This window comes from Aquitalea palustris, assembly GCF_003693445.1.
Classification (GTDB): domain Bacteria; phylum Pseudomonadota; class Gammaproteobacteria; order Burkholderiales; family Chromobacteriaceae; genus Aquitalea; species Aquitalea palustris.
Map to the genome: position 1 here is coordinate 1 of NZ_RFAR01000049.1, position 17,877 is coordinate 17,877.

At 59.5% G+C, this 17,877-nt stretch carries 12 protein-coding genes; 8 read left to right on the forward strand and 4 right to left on the reverse strand.

Annotated elements, in window-relative coordinates; all coding sequences use genetic code 11:
• Together EAY64_RS12035 and EAY64_RS12040 are read right to left on the reverse strand one after the other, a co-directional pair.
• Positions 1 to 399: TonB-dependent receptor plug domain-containing protein (locus EAY64_RS12035; RefSeq protein WP_199734438.1), on the reverse strand; the 399-nt coding region annotated here is incomplete at its 3' end.
• A 258-nt stretch (positions 400 to 657) separates the two neighbouring features.
• Positions 658 to 1,269: a hypothetical protein gene (locus EAY64_RS12040; protein WP_103525005.1), complete on the reverse strand. Its 612-nt coding sequence runs from the start codon at positions 1,267 to 1,269 to the stop codon at positions 658 to 660.
• 95 nt (positions 1,270 to 1,364) lie between these two features.
• Between EAY64_RS12040 and EAY64_RS12045 the strand changes: the two genes are divergently transcribed.
• From EAY64_RS12045 to EAY64_RS12070, 6 genes are all read left to right on the forward strand, one after another.
• On the forward strand, positions 1,365 to 1,700 hold the full coding sequence (locus EAY64_RS12045) for a hypothetical protein (RefSeq protein ID WP_103525006.1): 336 nt from the start codon (positions 1,365 to 1,367) through the stop codon (positions 1,698 to 1,700).
• Between the two features lie 169 nt (positions 1,701 to 1,869).
• Positions 1,870 to 4,854, forward strand: coding sequence for a bifunctional diguanylate cyclase/phosphodiesterase (locus EAY64_RS12050; RefSeq protein ID WP_103525007.1), 2,985 nt, complete (start codon positions 1,870 to 1,872; stop codon positions 4,852 to 4,854).
• A gap of 173 nt (positions 4,855 to 5,027) precedes the next feature.
• Positions 5,028 to 5,843 carry a TatD family hydrolase gene (locus EAY64_RS12055; protein WP_103525008.1) on the forward strand — a complete coding sequence of 272 codons (816 nt, stop codon included), beginning with the start codon at positions 5,028 to 5,030 and terminating at the stop codon, positions 5,841 to 5,843.
• A 195-nt stretch (positions 5,844 to 6,038) separates the two neighbouring features.
• Complete coding sequence (locus EAY64_RS12060) at positions 6,039 to 7,688, forward strand: methyl-accepting chemotaxis protein (RefSeq protein ID WP_158604679.1); 1,650 nt, start codon at positions 6,039 to 6,041, stop codon at positions 7,686 to 7,688.
• Positions 7,689 to 8,508: 820 nt separating this feature from the next.
• Complete coding sequence (locus tag EAY64_RS12065; RefSeq protein ID WP_147456218.1) at positions 8,509 to 9,783, forward strand: type IV pilus assembly protein FimV; 1,275 nt, start codon at positions 8,509 to 8,511, stop codon at positions 9,781 to 9,783.
• A gap of 384 nt (positions 9,784 to 10,167) precedes the next feature.
• Entirely contained in the window at positions 10,168 to 10,830 is a 663-nt protein-coding gene (locus EAY64_RS12070) for a DNA-binding protein (protein ID WP_226034471.1), read from the forward strand.
• A 599-nt stretch (positions 10,831 to 11,429) separates the two neighbouring features.
• Here EAY64_RS12070 and EAY64_RS12075 read toward each other — a convergent pair.
• Positions 11,430 to 12,884: a TolC family outer membrane protein gene (locus tag EAY64_RS12075; protein ID WP_226034468.1), complete on the reverse strand. Its 1,455-nt coding sequence runs from the start codon at positions 12,882 to 12,884 to the stop codon at positions 11,430 to 11,432.
• 268 nt (positions 12,885 to 13,152) lie between these two features.
• On the opposite strand from EAY64_RS12075, the gene EAY64_RS12080 reads away from it, so the two are divergent.
• Positions 13,153 to 13,791 (forward strand): transglutaminase-like cysteine peptidase, encoded by a 639-nt coding sequence (locus EAY64_RS12080; protein ID WP_226034469.1) that lies wholly within the window; start codon positions 13,153 to 13,155, stop codon positions 13,789 to 13,791.
• An 11-nt stretch (positions 13,792 to 13,802) separates the two neighbouring features.
• Complete coding sequence (locus tag EAY64_RS12085) at positions 13,803 to 15,716, forward strand: bifunctional diguanylate cyclase/phosphodiesterase (RefSeq protein WP_103525014.1); 1,914 nt, start codon at positions 13,803 to 13,805, stop codon at positions 15,714 to 15,716.
• A 142-nt stretch (positions 15,717 to 15,858) separates the two neighbouring features.
• Here the strand turns inward: EAY64_RS12085 and EAY64_RS12090 are convergent.
• Positions 15,859 to 17,877, reverse strand: a 2,019-nt coding sequence (locus tag EAY64_RS12090; RefSeq protein ID WP_122081956.1) for a type I secretion C-terminal target domain-containing protein, incomplete at its 5' end; no start/stop codon positions are given.

The window sequence follows — 17,877 nt, forward strand, 5'->3', positions numbered from 1 at the left end:
CTGCACGCTGTCCACCTTGCTGGCATCCATATAGGACAAGGGCGAGTTCATATGATTGGGACAGGAGGCAATCAGGCTGATGCCATCAGTCTTGACCAGCAGGCGGTCGTCGGCCAGACCGCGCAACACCGGCAGGCTGGAAAAACCACCCGCGCCATGCAGGCTGAGACCGGGAATATCCTGCAGCAGCTGGGCGCTGTCGCTGCTGCGGGCTTTCTGGGCGGCCAGCTGGGCCGCGTCGAGCGTGCTGCCATCGGCCAGGCTGTCCGGGCGCGTGCCGTGAACCACCACCTCCGGCATGCTTTGCAAAGCATTATTGTCTTCGGCCAGCGCGCTCTGACACAGCGCAGCCAAGGCCAGGGTGACTGCCAGTACGGCAGGCTTCTGATGGTATTGCATGATGTTTCCCAAGTGAACAACGGAATGGAATGCGGGTCAGGTCAAAGCCGCGGCTTGCCTGCCATCTTGTTGGCAAGCCCATTCCGGCTGGTGGGGAACACAAAACAGGCCTGCTGCGCGGCTGGCAAACAATTGTTTGCTCAGCTGCCGGGGCGAGATTAGCAATTTGCCACCCGCTTGGGATGTGACCAATTGTCGCAGGGAGAGTGATGCAGCCAGACAGAGGGGGCAGTGGCAGCGCAGGGATTGCCGCCCGGTTCAGGGCACAGGCGCGGCAAATGGCCGCAGTACGCTGCCTTCCAGTTGCAGCACCGGCCGCCAGGGGCCGCCGCTTGGGCCGATATTGATCAGGGTCTTGCCGCCCTGATAGCTCTGCAAACTGGTGCATTGCCGCAGATTGGCCGACTCTTGAGCCGATGCCGCAGGCCAGGCCGAAATTTGCTGGTAAGCCCCGTCGGCCGACAGTTGGTAGTATTGCTGCTCGGTGCAGTTTTCCTGCTGCGGCGGGCAGCCGTGCAGGCTGAACAGCAAGCTGCCATCCGGCAGAATACGCGGGCGCATCTGATAGCGATCCGACTGCCGCCAGCGTGCGGGTGCATCCAGGCTCAGTAATTTGCGCAGTTGGCCGCTGGATGGCCGGAACAGGTAGAAATCTGCCCGGTTAGCGGTAAGGTGCGCAGCGCCCGGCCCCCAGCCACCCAGCGCATCCCACACCGAATGGCTCTGCGTGTGCTGCGTCAGCGCCACGGCCAGCAGCTCGCAAGCCGGGCCAGCGCTATCCGCCACACTGATTGACACCACCGCAGCACGCACCGGCGCTGCGCATGACAAGCCCGCGAACCATAGCAACAACACCGGCAGACCGCGCATCGATTTGCTCCACGTAGGCTACCCGGCAGAGCTGGCTGGCCGGGCCTGGAAGGACAAATTACACTGTCTGGCGGACAAACAACAGCAGGCACGCCATGACCGAACCCACACCAGACATGAACCAGGATATTCGCGACTTCCGCCAGCCCATGGTGACCTCGCTCGGCATCATTCTCGGCTTTCTGCTTGGCTTTCTTGGCCAGTGGGCCACCAATGACAATGGTGAATCCGCCATCCAGAGCCGCGCCGACTGGGTGGTGGCGCTCACGCTGGTTGCCGCCATCAGCATGATGCTGCTGGTGCTGTACCGGCTGCTGAACAACCGCTATCCGCTGCAGCGGGCCGGTCATTACTATCAGCACACTTTCCAGCTCTATATGTTGTCCATCGTGGTGGCCTTCAGCGGGGTCGTGGCGGCCCTGTTCGTGTAAACAGCCTGATATCGCGCAAAAGAGTGTGAGATGGCTTGCAATTGGCATGACAAGCTCGGAAATTGCTCAGTAAACTAGCGAGCTGTATGAGCAGGCGGCCTGCCATGGTCTGGCGGCAAGCCGATCGGGCCACTGCGCTGCTGTTTTTCATCCTTCTGTACTGGCTACCGTGAATAAAATCTGGCGCTCCTGGCTGATCAGCCTGCTGGTCGCCCTGCTTGCCTGCCTTGTCGGCATGAGCGTGGTGTATGTTGCCGCGCGGCAAGACGAAAACGTCGCCCGCTCCCAGGCGCTGGCCGATGCCAGCGACCGTGGCAATGCGGTAAGGGTTGCCATTGACCGCGCCCTGTCGTCCACCTATGCCCTCGGCGCCATGGTGCGGCAGGGCCGTGGCCAGCTGAACGAGTTTGACACCTTTGCCCGCCCGCTCATCATCTACTACCCCGGTGTGATGTCGCTGCAACTGGCGCCTGCCGGTGTGGTGCAGCAGATTTATCCGCTCAAGGGCAATGAAAAGGCCATCGGCCACAATCTGCTGGCCGACCCGGCGCGCAACAAGGAAGCCTTCATGGCGCGCGATACCGGCCAGATGACCCTGGCCGGACCCTTTCCGCTATTGCAGGGCGGCATCGGCGCCGTGGGCCGCCTGCCCATCTTCATTGGCCATGACAACAATGGCAAACCGCACTTCTGGGGCTTTGCCATCGCCCTGGTGCGTTTTCCCGATGTACTGCAAGGGGCCGGGCTGAACTGGCTACCACAGCGCGGCTATCAATACCGTTTGTGGCGACTGCATCCGGACACCAAACAGGTGCAGATCATTGCCGGCGCAGACAGCAAGAGCCAGGCGCTGGACGATCCAGTGCATTACCACATCAATATGCCGAACGGGGTGTGGACGCTGGATGTGCAGCCACAGGATGGCTGGCGCAACCAGCAGCGCATCGCGATCAATAGTGCGCTGGTGCTGGGCATCAGCATTCTGCTGGGCTGGCTGGCCTGGCAGATGCTGGAGCTGCGCCGCCACCGCGCCGAACTGGCCTTGCTGGTGGCACTGCGCACCCGCGCACTGGCACAGGAAACCTCGGATCGTCAGGCGGCCGAACACGCGGCGCTGGCAGAAACCATGCGCCAGGCAGCGCTGTTGCAAACGGCGGCAGACGGCATCCACATCCTGGATGAAAATGGCCGGCTCACCGAATTCAGCGATTCCTTCGCCAGCATGCTGGGTTATGTGCCGGATGAAATGCGCCAGCAGCAGTGGCAACTGTCCGACTGGAATGACACCGTGCCGCCCGGCTTGTTCGCGCAGCTGCTGCAGGACGAAAGCGGACAGGGCTATCACTTCGAAACACGCCACCGCCGCAAGGATGGCAGCCAGATCGAGGTAGAGGTCAATGCCAAGGCCATGAATATTGGCGGCCGGCGCTATCTGTATGCTTCCTCGCGCGATATTTCCGAACGCAAGCATGCCGAACAGCTGCTGCGCATTGCCGCCACGGCCTTCGAAGCCCAGGAAGGCATGGTGGTCACCGACTGCCATACTGTCATCCTGCGAGTGAACAGCGCCTTCAGCAAAATCACCGGCTACCAGGCCGAAGATGTGGTGGGACGCAAGATCAGCATCCTGCAATCCGGGCGGCACGACCCGGCCTTCTACCGCCGCCTGTGGTACAGCCTGCGCGAACTGGGTGCCTGGCAGGGGGAAATCTGGAACCGCCGCAAGAACGGCGAAATCTACCCGGAATGGCTGAGCATCAGCGCGGTGCTGGGCGACGATGGCAAGGTCAGTCATTACGTCGGCACCATGAGCGACATCACCCAGCGCAAGGCAGCGGAAGACAAGATCAAGCGGCTGGCCTTTTACGACCCGCTCACCCAGCTGCCCAACCGCCGCCTGCTGCTGGACCGGTTACAGGTGGCGCTGGACAATAGCGCGCGCAACCAGCAAACCGGCGCCCTGCTGTTTATCGATCTGGACAACTTCAAGACCCTCAACGACACCCTGGGCCACGACATGGGCGACCGCCTGCTGCAGGAAGTGGCACTGCGCCTGAATGACTGTCTGCGCAACGGCGATACCGTGGCGCGGCTGGGGGGCGATGAATTCGTGGTCATGCTGGAAAGACTCAGCCCGCAACAACAGCAGGCCGCGCAACAAACCCGCGAGCTGGGCCAGCGCATACTGGACTCGCTCGCCCGCCCCTACCCCATGCTGGAAGGCACCCACCACAATACCTGCAGCCTGGGTGCGGTACTGTTCTTCGGCAATACCACCACGGTGGAAGAGCTACTGAAGCGGGCCGATCTGGCCATGTACCAGGCCAAGGCTGCCGGACGCAATACCCTGCGCTTTTTCGATCCGGAAATGCAGCAGGCGGTCTCCGCCCGCGCCGAGCTGGAAGCCGACCTGCGCCGTGGCCTGCAACAACAGGAATTCCAGCTGTTCTACCAACCACAGGTGGACGCCGACGGCCACATCACCGGAGCCGAAGCCCTGCTGCGCTGGCAACGACCGGACTACGGCCTGGTGACACCGGCCAGCTTTATCCCGCTGGCCGAAGAATCCGGCCTGATCGTGCCGCTGGGCGAATGGGTCTTGTACACCGCCTGTCGCCAGCTGGCAGCCTGGGCAGCCAATCCGGCCACCGCCCAGCTGGAACTGTCGGTCAATGTCAGCGCCCGCCAGTTCCATCAGCCCGGCTTCGTGGCCATGGTCAGGATGGCCCTGCAGCAAAGCGGCGCACCGGCGCGCAAACTGAAGCTGGAACTGACCGAAAGCCTGCTGCTGCAGGATGTGGACGACACCGTGCGCAAGATGCAGGCACTGAAACAGGATGGCCTGGGCTTTTCGCTGGACGACTTTGGCACCGGTTATTCCTCGCTGTCCTACATCAAGCGCCTGCCGCTGGACCAGCTGAAGATCGACCAGTCCTTCGTGCGCGACATCGATAACAATGTCAACGACATCTCAATTATCCGCACCATTGTCGCCCTGGCCGGCAGCATGCAATTGCAAGTGATTGCCGAAGGGGTGGAAACCGCCAGCCAGCGCCAGTTCCTGTTGCAACAGCACTGTCGCGCCTTCCAGGGTTATCTGTTTGGCAAGCCGATGTCGATTGGCCATTTCATGCGGCTGCTGACCAGCCGCTGAAAACGGCTAAGCAAATAGCCTGGCGGCGCCGGACAGGACAAAGAGTACGGCCAGGAGGCGCCACCCCGCCGCAAGCTTCTTGTCAGCGGCGCCCAGCAGTAGCGCACGAGCCGCCATAGCCGGCAGCGGCCGGATCGTGTTACAACATGCGCCTTCACCCCGTGGAGCCCGCCATGCGCTTTCAGCCTGCACCCGGCTGCTGCCTGATCGACTCGCACTGCCATCTGGATGCGCCGGAATTCGACGGCCAGCGCGATGCCATCGTCGCCGCCGCACAAGCCGCCGGCATTGGCCAGTTGCTGCTGCCCTCCATCCACAGCGACAGCTTTGCCGACAGCCTGGCCATGCGCCAGCGCTATGGCTGCTGGATTGCCTTCGGCCTGCATCCCATCTATCTGCAACGCCACATGGATGAGCACCTGCAACTGCTGGAACAGCACCTGCAACAGCATGCCCCGGTGGCGGTAGGTGAAATCGGGCTGGACTACTATGTGCCGGGACTGGATGCCACCCGCCAGGAGCAATTGCTGGTGGAGCAGCTGAAACTGGCACGCAAATACAATCTGCCCGTGCTGCTGCATGTGCGCCGTGCACAGGACCGCATCCTCAAATACCTGCGCCAGATCCCGGTGCCCGGAGGCATTGCCCACGCCTTCAATGGCAGCCGGCAACAAGCCGATGCCTTTATCCAGCTGGGTTTCAAGCTGGGCTTTGGCGGTGCCATGAGCTATAGCGGCTCGCGCCGTATCCGTGAACTGGCCGCCACCCTGCCGCTGGAGGCACTGGTACTGGAAACCGACGCCCCCGACATCCGCCCGCAATGGGCCACGCAGCAGCCCAATACCCCGGCCAATCTGCAAAAATTCGCCATGATCATGGCCGAATTACGAAATATGGACTTGAATACCTTAACAGCTGCTCTTTGGTCCAATACCTACCAGGCAGTCGGCCTGGCGTTACCAAGCGGACAAGGTGATAACAAGGGGTGATTGTTAAGCTATACCATGCTAATGTGCCGTCCGGGTGTGGCAGGCATGGTCACGGCGACGATGGCGACAACAAGAAAAATCAGTCTGACCCCTGGCGTAATCAGCCAGTCATTTGAATGACGGAATGTTGATTACAAAGGCATGCAAACACCCATTCGTCATCCATCTGTCTGGCTACGAGGTTCGGGGAATCCAATGAAAAATCTATCCATCGCCGCGCGCATCACCATGGGCTTCAGCCTGTTGCTGGTGGCGCTGGCCATTATCGGCAGCATCACCATGCAGGGGCTGGGCCGTATAGACCAGCGCGTCGACGACGTCTCCAGTCATGAACTGGTGTTTTTCCGTGATGTATCGCAACTGCGCGTGCACATGGGCAATCTGCGCCGTTTCGAAAAAGACTATTTTCTCAATGTCGCCTCTGTGGAAAAACGCAGCGAATATCTGGGCAAGTGGAAAGAAACCTATGGCAAGGCCCAGGACACGGTAAAAGTCCTGCTGCAGGAGCTGAACGCCGGCAATAACAGCCTGAGCGCCAGCCTCACCGGCCCGGTCACCCGGCAGGGCGAATTGCTGCAAGCCTATGCTGATGGCTTCACCGCAGTCAGTACCCAGGTGGAAGCTGGCAGCATCGCCACACCGGCCGACGGGAATGCCGCCATCGGCAAGTACAAGGAAAACGTGCACCAGATGGAAGACATGCTGCAAACCATCAGCAAGTCGGCCGTGGAAGCCGTGGACGCACTGGGCAGCCAGATCAACACCACGTCGTCCTCGGTCCGCACTGCGGTACTGGCCCTGCTGGCCATCGCCCTGCTGCTGGGCCTTGCCCTGTCCTGGCTGATCATCCGTTCCATCCGCCACCCACTCAACAGCATGCGCGACAGCAGCCAGCACCTGGCTCAAAGCCGTGACCTGACGCACCAGTTTCCCGATCTGGGCCGCAATGAGCTGGGCAGCATGGGCCGCTCGGTAGCCGATCTGGTAGGTACGGTACGCACGCTGATCCAGGAATCGCACGGCTATTCCTCGCAACTGGTCGGCGTGGCCGACCAGCTGGGTAATGTCAGCGACTACGTGGCCAAGGCCTCGCACCAGCAATCGGAGGCCGCCTCCGCCTGTGCCGCCAGCATCGAGCAGATGACCGTCAGCATCCACATGGTGTCGGACAACACCCAGGGCGTGGAAGAACAGGCCCGCCATGCCACCAGTGAAGCCACCCAAAGCAGCCAGCTGGCCATCCAGGCAGCCGCCGAAATCCGCCAGATCGCCAGCAGCATTACCGAAACCTCGCGCGTCATCGACCAGCTCAACCAGCGCTCCGGCGAAATCGGCGACATCGTCAAGGTGATTCGCGATATCGCCGACCAAACCAATCTGCTGGCACTGAACGCCGCCATCGAAGCGGCGCGCGCCGGCGAAATGGGGCGTGGCTTTGCGGTAGTGGCGGATGAAGTACGCAAGCTGGCCGAACGCACCAGCGTGGCCACTGCCGAAATCTCCTCGCGCATTTCCGGGGTGCAGACCGATACCCAGCAAGCCTTCCACAGCATGCAGCAGGCCAATACCCGCATCGAAGCCGGAGTCAGCAGCACGCAGCAGGTGGCCACCTCGCTGCAACTGATCCGCGATCTGTCACAACGCTCGGTAGACAAGATCGGTGATGTCGCCGGCGCCATCAAGGAACAAAGCCAGGCCAGCCAGGATGTGGCACGCAATGTCGAGCAGATCGCCCAGATGAACGACAGCACCAACCGCTCGGTACAGGAATCGCACCAACTGGCCCAGCAGCTGAAAGATTTGTCGGCCGCCCTCAATGACAGCCTGAACCGCTTCCGCGTCTGACGCGTACAGCCCGCTCCACCCCCGGCAGGGCCGCTCTTCGGGCGGCCTTTTGCCTGTCTGTGGCACGGCGGCAGTCTCGCTTTTGCCATCGCCGGCCGACAATATCCGGCCCAAAGCGCGTTCAAACCATGTCGCCCCGCAGGCCTTGCCGTGCTGCCCTGCCAGCACTACGTTCAGAGCAGAATCCGGGCTCGGGCATGACAAGCACTTCCGCGATTGACAGGACAGTACAATGCCTACAAACTCAACAGATTTATGAGCTGTTTTAAAGGAAAAGTCGTTACAGAAATCGGGAAAATTGTTGGCAAAACTTTGAAAAAACGATGGGTCGCTGACAAGCCCGGCGGAAAGACGCAATAAAACAGCTTTACTATCTACAGTTACGCGGTCGCACCAGGGCAGAAGCTGGCAGCAAAAGTCCGCGGAAATGGCCAGCAACGGACTGTGCAGTAGCCTGCACCGGGCCGGCAAGCGGCAACCTGGCCTCAGTTTGCGGCCGCTGAACAGTGGCAGGCTCTGTAACAGTCAGGCTCTGTAACAGTAAAGTGCCGTGCATTTACGGCGAGAATAAACAGAATAGCGCACTGAACATAATAAATAAAGCCGCAAATCATTAGCCTGCCAGAGCAAGCCTCGCAATATTGTTTTACAGCGGGGGAACACAATAATTGCCTGGTAAATAATAAACGGCAGTGCACACTAAACAAATCAAAACTTCCAACGGCCAGCCACCATGCAATGGCCGCTTCCATAGCCTGTTTATGGAAATCATTTTTGGAGCAATATCATGTCGGGTTGCGATAAAATCAAGCTGGGGAGCATGATTGTATCTTCCTTTCTTTCGGCCAATGCACTGGCCGGCCTGGGAGATTTACAGGTCAAATCACACCTGGGCGAACCGTTTCAGGCTGATATTAATCTGGTCGGATTCTCGGCAGAAGAACTGGACAATGCCCGAATCGCCCTGGCCAGTGATACGGAAGTCCGCGACCCCGATGTTTATTCCTCCCGCTTTCTGTCTTCCCTGCGCTTTACCCTGCTGTCTTCCGATCAGGGTGGCATGATCCATATCAGTTCGAATCAGCCCATTGATGAGCCTCATCTGCGCTTTGCCATTAAAATCGAGGCTTTATCCAAGTGGCAAGTGCGGGAATACAATGCATTTCTGAGCCCGAATACCGCACCGGCAGCCAGCAAGCCGCTGGCTAATGCCACACCTGCGCCAGCACAGCCGGCCCCGGTAGCAAACCCTGTAGTGGCCCCGGTGGCGACAGCGGTAGCTGCACCTGCGGCAAGCATTGTCGCCGCGCCGGCACAACCGGCCCCGCTGGCAAACCCTGTAGTGGCCCCGGTGGCAACACCGGTAGCCGCGCCCGTGGCAAACATTGTCGCCGCGCCGGCACAACCGGCTCCAGTGGCAAGCCCTGTGGTGGCCCCGGTGGCGACACCGGTAGCCGCACCAGTGGCAAGCATTGTCGCCGCGCCGGCAGCCACTCCCGCTGCTGTCAGCACGCCGTCGCAGCCGCCAGCAACAGAGGCGGTGGTGCGTAGCGAGCCGCTCAGTGCCCCGGCAGCCGCCAGCAAACCAGAGCCGAAGCCGGCCGCAGCGCCGCAGCACATCAGAGCCAGCCGTGGTACCAGCCTGTGGCGCCTGGCCCGCCAGCTGAAACCCGCCAATAGCAGCATCAACCAGACCATGGCTGCCCTGTACCTGGCCAACAAACATGCTTTTGTCGGCGGCAACCCGAACCGGCTCAAGCAGGGTGCCTTGCTCCAGTTGCCCGATACCTCCCGTATCAAGGCGGTATCAAAAGGTCAGATTGATAAAATCCTGCATTCTGACAAACTGCCACTCAAGACAAAACTGGTGTTGAAGTCGGCCGGCAAGCACTCTGCCAAGACCCATGGCAAGCCGGTCACAGACACCCGGCCAGCCCCCGTCAGCAAACCGGCAGCAGCACAGACCAGCATGAGCAATGACGATCTGCGCATCGAAGAACTGCAAAAGAAACTGCACTCCATTGACGAAGCGCTGACCAAGATGGATGGTTTGAACAAACGGATCGAAAAACTGCAACAGCAGTTGAAAAACTAGCATGACAGTTGCTGTCACGCGCTAATCACCTGCAATAAAACACGGTACATTCATAATCCATCCGGATAGTAATGTAGCCATTAATGAAGATGGTGTCGGCCTAATCAGCCCTCACCATCTTGTTTGTAACAAATGGACGAAACAATCCGCGCAGGTAGCAGCTGCGGATTTCCTCTGGCACTGCCAGCTGAATCGCACTTGAATAGCGATCCGTGGCATGGCTCAGGCTGATTTAATGTGTTTATGTACCATTTATGGCGTTGGCTCACTTTGGCCACTTTGGGTGGTAAACTGTAGGTTAGCAATTTTAGCACTTCCGACAATGGTATTCTGATAAGCCAGGTAGGAGTGCAATTAGACAGGAGAGTTAAAATGGATAATCGGATGCAAGTGCCGACTGAAGTCAGGGATCGGATTTTTTCTATTGCCAATCTGTTGTACGAGCAATCGGGGAGAAGCGAAATGCCGGCGCTTGACAAGGTCCGGGAACTCGCTGGCATCGACATGGTAACCGCCAGCCAGGTGCTGAAAGAATGGCGCAAGGTCCTGCCGGCTTCCGCAGCCCAGTTGAGCGGCAATACGCCTGAAGAACTGTCGAAGATTTACAATGAAATGCTGTCCAGCGTCTGGGAATGCGCGAAGAAAATCGCCAACCAGAATCTGTATGCGGCCCAAAAATCCTGGGAACAGGAACGCGACGAACTGGAACGCCTGCGCCTGGAGCTGTCCATCGCCTATGACCGTCAGACCCAGGAGCTGATCGCCACCCAGAAGCAGTTGTCGCATCAGCTGAGCATCAACACGGCCAACGAAAACAAGCTGAACCAGATGCTGCCCAAGCTGCACGAGTTCGGCACCAAGGCCGTCAGTGCCCAGGAAAAGGTGACCGTGCTGGAAGAAACCGTCCAGCAACTGGAACACCGCCTGCGTACTGAGCCGCAGGAATCGTCCTTCACTCCGCCGCAAGCTGCCGACCTGGCAAATGGCGCGGAAGCCGAGCAGTCTGACGCGGGTGATCGCGTAAGCAAGTTCGTCAAGATGTCCTGATCAGCCAGCAATGGCGAAAGCGCACTGGCGCAATGCGTCATTGCCTGACAGGCAGCTAATGTAATACCGGATACGAGAACGGTGCTGCCGTGCCCGCTGCATGTGCCAGCGAGCAGCACACCGCTCTCCTGTCGGCCACCTCTGCCCTGCCCTGCGCGTGCTGCCTTTGTCGACGGCTGCTGCACACGACCAGCCGCACCATACCGCTTTACAGCTGCTCCGCGTCTGCCGGGCTGTGGTAATACCGCGTTAACACACCTGCAGCAGGCTCACTGGCTCCAGGCAAACACAGCCTTCCCACTTGTTTTCTGTTGTTTTCGTCTTGTCTCATACCAGCTCGCCAGACGCTGCTGCACAGGCTCCTGACACCACCGTACTGCGCTTACCCAAAGAAAACAGGCCCAAAGAAAAACGGGACATTGCTGTCCCGTTCTTGCCTGACAAAGCCAGTGTGCCGCAGTGACCAGCGCAACAGACCCCGCAGCCCGGAACGACTAACAAAAATCCCGGGGCGGCCTTGCGCTGCCTGCTCCCGCCCGTGGACTGCCGGCATCGGCGCGCCTTGTCTCAAGGACGCGACGCCTAGTAGTTAGCCGCTGTTAATTGGCCATCGAAGCGTCGGTTTTCTTCTTTTTGGCCTTTTTCTGCAGCGGTGCCACCGGAGCTGCTGCAACTGCGGCCGGCGGGGTCACCACCGGCTCGACCGTAGCCGCATCATAGTGGCGCGCCTGGATCGACTGCACATCGATCAGGGTCGGTGCGGTATACGCCGTGCTGCAGGCATTCTGCTCTTCATCGCTGAGGCTGCTGTCGGTCTGGAAGCTTTCCACCGGCTTCAGTCTCAGTGTTTCCAGCAGGCGCCCGGAGTTGCCCAGCACCGTGGCTTCGGCAACCTTGTAATCAGACTGGGCATTGATGTAGGCGCGCTGGGCGTCGAACAATTCATTCTCGCTGTCCAGCACGTCCAGCAGGGTACGCTGGCCGATATCGAACTGTTTGCGATAAGCATCACGTGCCTTCTCGGTGGACAGTTCATGCTGACGCAAGGAGTTCATCTGCACCTTGAGCTTGAGAATATTGTTGTTGGCAATGCTCAGTGTCTGGCGCATGTCGCGGCAAACCTTGTCGCGCAAGTCCCTGGTGGTATTCAGCTTCTCGGCAGCCGAACCCAGCCGCGCACGGTCTGCACCGCCACGGAACAGGTTCATGTTGAAGATGATGGCCGTCGAGGAAATATTGGTACGCCCGGTGTAACCGTCATAGTTATTGGTGGGCGCCTTGCTGGCCTGCAAGTCCAGCGTGGGCGAGAAAGCACCGCGGCGGATATTCACTTCGGCAGCAGCGGAGCGGATATTCGCCAGCGCACCCAGATAGGCCGGATTGTGCAAGACGGCATTCTTGATCAGGTCGTTGTTGCGCGGCAAGGCTTCAGTCAGCACCGGCAGCTCGTTCAGCTGTGCCGGCGGTTCACTACCGGTGAGACGGGCATAGCGGGCAGACACATCGTGCAGATTGGAAGTGTCGGTCAGCAGATTGGTTTCGGCCAGGGCCAGACGACCGGCGGCCTGCTCCAGATCGACACGACGGCCGACACCGGCCTGTACCTTCTGTTCGATCTGTTCGTAAATGCCTTTGTGAATGGCGTAGTTTTCCTGCGCACTGTTCACCAGCTGACGATAGCGCAGCACATCCTGGTAGGCCTGGACGGTTTGCAAGGCAATGCTTTCCGATGTATCCAGCAAATCGAAGTAGCGCACTTGCTGATCGTAACCCAGCTGTTTGACCGTGTTATAGGTTTGCAGGCCCTGGAACAGGTTCTGGCTCAGGCTCAGCTTCCAGCCGCGGGTAGTGTAATTCTGATCGGCTATTCCGGCATTGCTGGCGTAGTCGTAGCGCTGGCGGTTGGATTCATAGGTCAGATCGACCGTCGGCATATAACCAGCACGGCCTACATTCACATCCTGTCCCGCACCGCGAAACTGATGCAGTTTGGCCAGCACTTCCGGGTTGTTCAACACCGCCTGCTGTACGGCATTATCGACGTCGATTGCCATGGCATGCTGTGGCAGTAATGCAGTCATTCCGCCGAATGCCAATGCCACTGACAATCTGATGGATTTCTGTAGACTTCTCATTAATACTACCCCATATGAAATATCTTGTTTATTTATAATTAAAAACTAAAACACAATATATAAAATTATACACACGGAAATTTCCGAACGCTGCAACTTTTTGTTCCATATCAAGATCATGCCCCAGCTTTGCGCAGCCAGAACATTACCCTTGCGTCACCCACGCCTGAGTTCGCTCGCGGCTGCCGTGCTACGTCTATTAGTGCTGCCCTTATTGTTGTGGTTTCTCTGCCTTGGCGTCACCGGCAGCAGCCTGCCCAGCGAACAAACGGTAGCGCGCTACGGGCCACAGGCACAGCGCCTGTATCGGGAATGGCAAAACATGCTGAATACTGCAGGTAACAGCGACAGCCAGCGCCTGAAAGACGTCAACGAGTTTTTCAATCGCCGCATCACTTATGCAGAAAATAGCCAGGTATGGCGTCAGGAAGATTACTGGGCCACGCCGCTGGAAACCTTTGGCAAGGGCATGGCGGATTGCAAGGGCTTTGTCATCGGCAAATATGTGTCGCTGCGCCTGCTAGGCGTGTCGCCGGACAAGATTCGTCTGACCTATGTCAAGGCACGCATAGGTGGCCCCAGCAGCAATATCACCCAGGCGCACATGGTGCTGGCATACTACCCCACGCCCACGGTGGAACCGCTGATTCTGGACAACCTGATCACCAGCATCCAGCCCGCCTCGCAGCGCCCCGACCTGATTCCGGTATTCAGTTTCAATATGGAAAGCATCTGGGTGGGCGCTACACAGAACAACAATGTCAACCGGCTGACCCGCTGGAAACAGCTGCTGGATAAACTGAAAACTGAAGGCTTTTCTTTTTGAACATGCCCGTGATGACACGCAAACTTTCTCTGGTACAGCGCTTGTGGCTGCTTTTGCTGCTGCTGGTGACGCTATCCATTGGCGGCGCCCTGATTGCCAATCTGCTGAACGCCCGCAATTACCTGGAACAGCAACTGAGCGCCCAAAGCGCCGATACTGCCAACGCGCTGGCATTGATGGTCACCCAGTACAAGGCTGACCCGGTGATGGCGCAGACCTTGCTCAGCGCGGCCTTCGAACAAGGGCATTTCGCAGAAATACGCTGGGAAGGCGTTCCTGGTGATGCCGCCATTCACCTGCGCAATAGCAATGGCCTGGAAGATACGCCGGCCTGGTTTCACCGTCTGCTGCCGCTGAGGCCGCAAAGCGGCCAGGCCCAGGTGAGCAATGGCTGGCTGCAGGCTGGCCGCATCGTGGTGGTGGCCCATCTGGGCTATGCCTACAACTCGCTCTGGCTGGGCGCGCTGCAAACCGTGTTCTGGCTGGTGGTCATTGGCCTGGCAGCCGGCCTGCTGGGCTTTTTCGATATCCGCAGCCTGCGTAAACAACTGCATGCGGTAGTCGAACAGGCACACGCCATCAGCGAACAACGCTTCATGCGCATTCCCGTTCCCGGCATCCCCGAGCTGGCCGAAGTGGTGGGCGCAATGAACAATATGGTGGAACGGCTGCAAAACTACCTGCTTGGCCTGCGCGACGAGGTGGATCGCCTGCGGCGTGCCGCTCTCACCGACAGCAGTACCGGCCTGCCCAACCGCGAAGCCTTCGAACAACGCTTCGCCAGCCTGCTCGACCCGCAAGCGGACCCGGCCAGCGGACATCTGCTGCTGATCCGCATTGCCGGCCTGGCCGAGCTTAACCAGCGCCTGGGCGGCCGCCGCACCGATGCCCTGCTCAAGCGCGTGGCCGATGATCTGTCCACCCAGTGCCAGCATCATCGCGGCTGGATGGCCACCCGTCTGCGCGGTGCCGACTTTGCCCTGTTCTGTCCCGAACTGGCAGCCGCGCAAGCCTGCCAGCTGGCGGATGAACTTTGCCTGTTATGGCCGGTGTACTGGACCATGGAGCTGTCCGACCAGCCTGGTCTTGGCCATATCGGCCTCACCCATTTCCAGAGTGGCGACAAGCTGGGCGAAGTGCTGACCCGCGCCAGCCATAGCCTGACCGTGGCAGAAGCCCAGCCGCTCAATAGCTGGAAACTGGATGACGGCGCTGACAATCCGCAGCAGACCAGTGATTACGACTGGAAACAGCTGCTGGAAACCGCCTGTCAGGATGACTCGCTGCAGCTGCGCTGGTATCCGGTATGCGATCCGGACAAGACGGTGCTGTGGCACGAGGGCATGCTGTTTCGCCCGGCCAGCGGACAGCTGCCGGCCATGGGCGCGCTGCGGCTGGTTTCCCAGGCCACCCGGCTGGGGCTGATCCACCGGCTGGACATCAATACCCTGGCGCTGGCGCTACAACAGGGACCACAGGGTGTGCTGGCGGTGAACATGTCGCCGGCCTCGCTGCATCACCCGGAATTCCTGCCGGCCATCCTGCACTTGCTGCAGCAACACCCGCAGCGCCAGATCAATTTCGAATTTCATGAAACCGGGCTGGACGAGCACTGGGAGCACTTCATCACCTTCAGCCGCGCCATCCGCCCGGCCGGTCACCAGCTGGCGGTAGAAATACAGGGCCACAATATGGCGCTGGTGGCACGAACGCATGAAGCCAGCATCAGCTATCTGGTACTGGACAATACCCTGACCCAGGGCATTCACAGCGACGAGGGCCGTGCCGCCCTGCTGCGCGGTCTGCTGCGTATGGCCTCGCTGATGGGCGTGCGACTGGAAGCCAAGGGCGTCAACGATGCGGCAGACGCTACCGCCCTCATCGAAATGGGGGTGCACTGTCTGACAGGCCCGGCCATCAGCTGACCTCCCCCCTGCCAGGCACAACCCCGCCTCCAGCCACTGGACGCGGGGTTTTTCCATGCCCGGAACCGGCAGCACGGCAGCCTGAGCACAATAAAAAAGCCGACAGCGTGTCAGGCTGTCGGCTGTGTGGGCTACGGCGTGCTTAGTCGGTGATCAGCTTGCCATTCCCCAGCAGGTTTTGCAGGATCTGGGTGTCCGTCAGCACCGTGCTGCCGCTGTGGGTCAGGTCGACATTCTGCAGCACAATCTGCTGAGTCTCATGCGAGGCCAGATTACCGGTTTCGCTGACATGAATCACCGTGCTGGTGACCCCTGCGGTAGTGCTGGTGGTGAAGTGCAGGTAATTACCCAGATTGCCGACATCCATACCAGTGTGGCTTTCGCCCACCAGCAAATCACGCAGATCCAGCTTGTCCCCGCCACTGCTCACCGCTGCAGTCTTGAAGTTGATGATGGTATCCACGGCCGGCGTTGCTACCGTACCCTGGTCACCCAGCACCCACTTGAAGGTATCCACACCGGTAGTGCCACTAGTCATGGTGTCGTTGCCCGCCCCGCCTTGCAGCAAGGTGGCGCCGGCGCCAGCGTACAGATAGTCAGTACCTGCCGTGCCATGTACCTCATTACCGGCACCGACCAGGAAAGACACCGGCACGGTCGACGAAGTGGCGGTATTGCCATTGCTTTCAATCGCGGTCACGGTGGCATTGAAGCTGACCTGCCCATGGTAGCTGCCAGACAACTGCAGGGAACCGCTTTGCAGATCACTCAGGCTCAGGCCGGTTACCGTCAGGTTGCCAGAGGCATCCGGGGTGTAGGTCGTACCATGCAGCACCAGAGATGGCGATCCTTCGGCAGAGGTCAGACCGCTGACATTCAGCGTCAGGGTTTCCGAGCTGACGGCCACCGGATGGGAAGCCGTCATCAGGCTGGACAGGGCAATGGTGGTCGTTGCCGCATCGCTGGCCTGGAAGCCACCCTGGGTCAGCACGATATTGTCGACCATGGCACCACGACCATTGGCATCGACCGCACTGGCCGGGGTATCGGTCAGAATGGTGATGACCTGATTACCACCGGTACCGGTAAAGTCGAAGGAAATATTGCGCCAATCCAGCGTGCTGGCCGATGTCGCCGAATATTCGGCTACCAGCTTGCCATCCACATAGATACCGATCTTGTTGACATCGGTGGAATAGCCCGGACGACCAGCAAAATCCATGGACAGCTGGTATTCCGCTCCGGCCACCGTGGCAACGGTACGGGTAATGCCCAAGGTCTGAATAATGTTGCTGGTCGAGTTGTTCAGTTCAATCCAGTGAGCGTTACCGGTACCCGTAGACGAAGCTGGGGTAAAGCTGCTACCGCTGGCCGTAGTCATGGTGTCGCTGGAGGTCCAGATCTCGAAACCATTGATACCGCCAGGTGCCACATCGTTGCTGGTCACCAGCGTCCAGCCTTCCGCCGTCGTTGCCGTGGTGGTCTGGTTGGTGGCCTCCCAAGTGGTATTGAACAACTGGGTCGTCGTGACATTCGATACCAGATTGATGGTGGGCAGTGTGGTGTCCACCGTCAGGGCATGGGTAGCCGGTGTGGCGGCATTGCCGGCGGCATCGCTGACATTTGCCGTCACCGTCACGCTGCCATCGGCCAGCTTGGCCACATCGGTGGCAGGCACGGTGACCGACCAGCTATTGCCGCTGACCGTCGCGCTGTAGTGAACATTGTTCAGCACCACATCCACCTTCTGGCCATTTTCCACACCAACCGTGCTGCCGCTGACCAGCAAGGACTGATTATGTTCGGCGGCATTGATTACATCATCGCCGGACAGCGTGGTGGCGATGGCAATGGTCGGTGCCGTCAGATCAATCTTGGCAGTGTCGCTGGCGCTGGCCGAGGTATTGCCGGCCGGGTCGCTGACCGAAGCAGTCACCGTCAGCGTGCTGCCATCAGCCGGGGCGGCCGGGGTCAGCACCACTTTGCCTGCGGTAATTTCAGCCGCCGTCAGTACATGGCCGCTCTGCACCACGCCATTGATGGTGACATTCAACGTATCACCGGCCTTGGCATTGCTCGGCAGGCCGATATTCACCGTATCGGTGGTGGCACTGCCTTGTTCCGCCTTGTTGATGTAGCCGTCGTTGTTGGCATCGGTGGC